3 protein-coding genes are annotated in these 2,936 nt (G+C 74.0%); 2 read left to right on the top strand and 1 reads right to left on the bottom strand.

Features of this window, described 5'->3' with window-relative positions:
* Positions 1 to 104: 104 nt before the first annotated feature.
* Positions 105 to 881 (bottom strand): class II aldolase/adducin family protein, encoded by a 777-nt coding sequence (locus ACE3Q3_RS17655; RefSeq protein WP_374448315.1) that lies wholly within the window; start codon positions 879 to 881, stop codon positions 105 to 107.
* A gap of 155 nt (positions 882 to 1,036) precedes the next feature.
* Here ACE3Q3_RS17655 and ACE3Q3_RS17650 point away from each other — a divergent pair, with 155 nt between their 5' ends.
* Both ACE3Q3_RS17650 and dnaG read left to right on the top strand, forming a co-directional pair.
* On the top strand, positions 1,037 to 1,492 hold the full coding sequence (locus tag ACE3Q3_RS17650; RefSeq protein WP_374448314.1) for a GatB/YqeY domain-containing protein: 456 nt from the start codon (positions 1,037 to 1,039) through the stop codon (positions 1,490 to 1,492).
* A gap of 135 nt (positions 1,493 to 1,627) precedes the next feature.
* Positions 1,628 to 2,936, top strand: a 1,309-nt coding sequence (gene dnaG / locus ACE3Q3_RS17645; RefSeq protein WP_374448313.1) for a DNA primase, incomplete at its 3' end; no start/stop codon positions are given.

Raw genomic sequence — 2,936 nt, 5'->3', positions numbered from 1 at the left:
TTCCGCGCGGTCCCGTCGCGGGATTCGCAGAGTGCGACGCGATCCCGCGGCGAACTGTCCGGAGATTCGCATTCTGCGACGCCCGGTTGCCCGGGAGGGTCGCCCTAGTTCCGCCAGCCGGGCTGGGTCTCGTCGAGCAGGCGCAGCATCGCCGGCCACATGCGCAGGCCGGTCCGCGTCGGGTCGGTGCTGGTGCTGAATTGCCCCGCGGTGTGGCGGGCGACCGCCTCGGGCGGCAGCCGGTAGGGCCGCCCGGTCGCCAGCACGTCCATCTGCACCCGCGCCGCCTGTTCCAGATAGTACATGAGATAGAAGGCGGCGGCCGGAGTGTGGCCGACCGTCAGCAGGCCGTGGTTGCGCAGCACCAGCACGGGGTACTGGGCCAAGTCCCGCCCGAGGCGCTCCTGCTCGTCGAGGTCGAGGGCGACCCCCTCGTAGTCGTGGTAGCCGACCTTGCCGTGGAACTCGAGCGCGAACTGGTTGAGCGGCAGCAGCCCCTCCTCCAGACAGGAGAGGGCGACGCCGGCGCGCGTGTGGGTGTGGACGGCGCAGGCGATCTCCGGCCGGGCCTGCAGCACGGCGCTGTGGATGACGTAGCCGGCGGCATTGGCGGGATAGTTCGACGGGCCGCGGAGTTCGCCGTCGTAGGACATCTTGACCAGGCTCGACGGCGTGATCTCGCCAAAGAGCAGTCCATAGGGATTGATGAGGAAGGTGTCGCTCTCCCCCGGCACCCGCACCGAGGCGTGGGTGAAGATGGTGTCGTCCATCCCGTAGTGGGCGAGCAGCCGGTAGACGGCGGCGAGGTGGAGGCGGGCATCGGCCTCGGTCGCGATGGCGCCGACCGGGGCGGGCGGCGCGTCGGAGACGATGGTGGACATGGGCGGCGGGTTCCTGGGTGGGCGGCCAAGGGCTCGGCCGGGGATCATGCAGCCCCCGCCCGTCGCCGGCCAGCGGGAGAGTTTGCCGCAGGGTCCGCCATTCGGTAAGTTCGCCGCCATCCACCACGATGCCGTCCCCGGGAGGGACCCGACCGATGCTGCGGGCACGCCTGAGCGAAGCCCTGAAGACCGCCATGCGGGACCGCGACCAGCCGGCCGTGTCGACCGTCCGGCTGATCCTGGCCGCGCTCAAGGACCGCGACATCGCGGCGCGCACCAAGGGCAACACGGAGGGCATCGGCGATCCCGAGATCCTCCAGCTCCTGCAGTCGATGGTGAAGCAGCGCCGCGAGAGCATCGAGCTCTACGCCAGGGGCGGCCGCCAGGACCTGGTCGACCAGGAGACGGGCGAGATCGCGGTCATCGAGCGCTTCATGCCGCAGCAGATGGACGAGGCGGCGATGGCCGCCGCCATTGCCGCCGGGATCGCCGACGCCGGCGCCGGCGGCATCAAGGACATGGGCCGGGTGATGACGCTCCTGCGCGAGCGCCATGCCGGCCAGATGGATTTCGCCCGCGCCAGCCAGCTCGTGAAGCAGGCGCTCGGCTGACCGCAGTCGGCTGACCGGCAGTCGGCTGACCGGCGGTCCGCCCGCCCGCCCGCGCCACCCTGGGGAGAGCGCATCCTGGCATTCCCGCCCGCCTTCCTCGACGAGCTCAAGTCCCGGGTCGGCCTCGCCGAGACGGTGGGGCGGCGCGTGCGGCTGGTCCGCGCCGGCACGGTGCTGAAGGGGCTCTGCCCCTTCCACCAGGAGAAGACGCCGTCCTTCACGGTCGACGAGCGCCGCGGCACCTTCCACTGCTTCGGCTGCGGCGCCCACGGCAACGCCATCGACTTCGTCATGCGCAGCGAGAATCTCGGCTTTCGCGAGGTGGTCGAGCGGCTGGCCGGCGAAGCCGGCATGGCACTGCCGCAGGAAACGCCGGCGGCGCGCGCCCGCGACGACCGCCTGTCCGGCCTCCATGCGGTGCTCGACGCGGCCGGCGAATGGTTCCGCGAGCGGCTGGCGGACCGGCGCAGCGGCGCTGCCGCCTGGGACTACCTCGCCCGGCGCGGTCTCGACGCGGCTGCGATCGAGCGCTTCGGCATCGGCTTCGCGCCGGCCGGCCGCACCCGCCTCAAGGAGGCGCTGGCCGGGCGGTTCCCCGAGGAGAAGCTGGTCGAGGCGGGGCTGCTGGTCCGGCCCGAGGGCGGCGGCGCCAGCTACGACCGCTTCCGCGAGCGGGTGATGTTCCCGATCCACGACCAGCGCGGCCGCATGGCCGGGTTCGGCGGCCGGGTGATCGGCGACGGCGAGCCCAAGTACCTCAACTCGCCCGAGACCGAGCTCTTCCAGAAGGGGCGGCTCCTCTACGGCTACCACCGGGCGTCCGGGCCGGCCCGGCGGGCGGGGGAGGTGGTGGCGGTCGAGGGCTACATGGACGTGATCGCCCTCCATCTCGCCGGCATCGAGACCGCGGTGGCGCCGCTCGGGACCGCGATGACCGAGCAGCAACTGGCGCTGCTGTGGCGGCTGGCGCCCGAGCCGATCCTCTGCTTCGACGGCGACGCGGCGGGGCGGCGGGCGGCGATGCGGGCGGCGGAGCGGGCGCTGCCGATGCTGAAGCCCGGCCATTCGCTGCGGTTCGCCAGCCTGCCGCCCGGCGAGGATCCCGACAGCCTCGCCCGCGGCCAGGGCGCGGCGGCGATGCGGGCGGTGCTGGCGGCGGCCCGGCCGCTGCGCGACCTCCTCCTGGAGGGCGAGACCGCCGGCCACACGTTCGACACGCCGGAGCGCCGCGCCGGCCTGCGCCAGCGCCTGCGCGAGCTGGCGGGCCGGATCGACGACCGCGAGACCCAGGCCGAGTATCAGGCCGACTTCCAGCGCCGCTGCGACGAGGCCTTCGGCCGGGCGCGCGGCCGGCCCGGGGGCCCGCCCCCCCCCCCCCCGCGCCCCCCCGCGGCGCCCCGGGGGGGGGGATGCCCGAGAAGTGGCGGGGCCGGGCCCGCCCAGC

Origin of the sequence: Allostella sp., from assembly GCF_041913585.1 — a bacterium.
In the GTDB taxonomy this organism is placed as follows: domain Bacteria; phylum Pseudomonadota; class Alphaproteobacteria; order ATCC43930; family Allostellaceae; genus Allostella.
The sequence above is the reverse complement of the archived record's forward strand: the minus strand, read 5'-3'. Positions and strand labels throughout refer to the sequence as shown.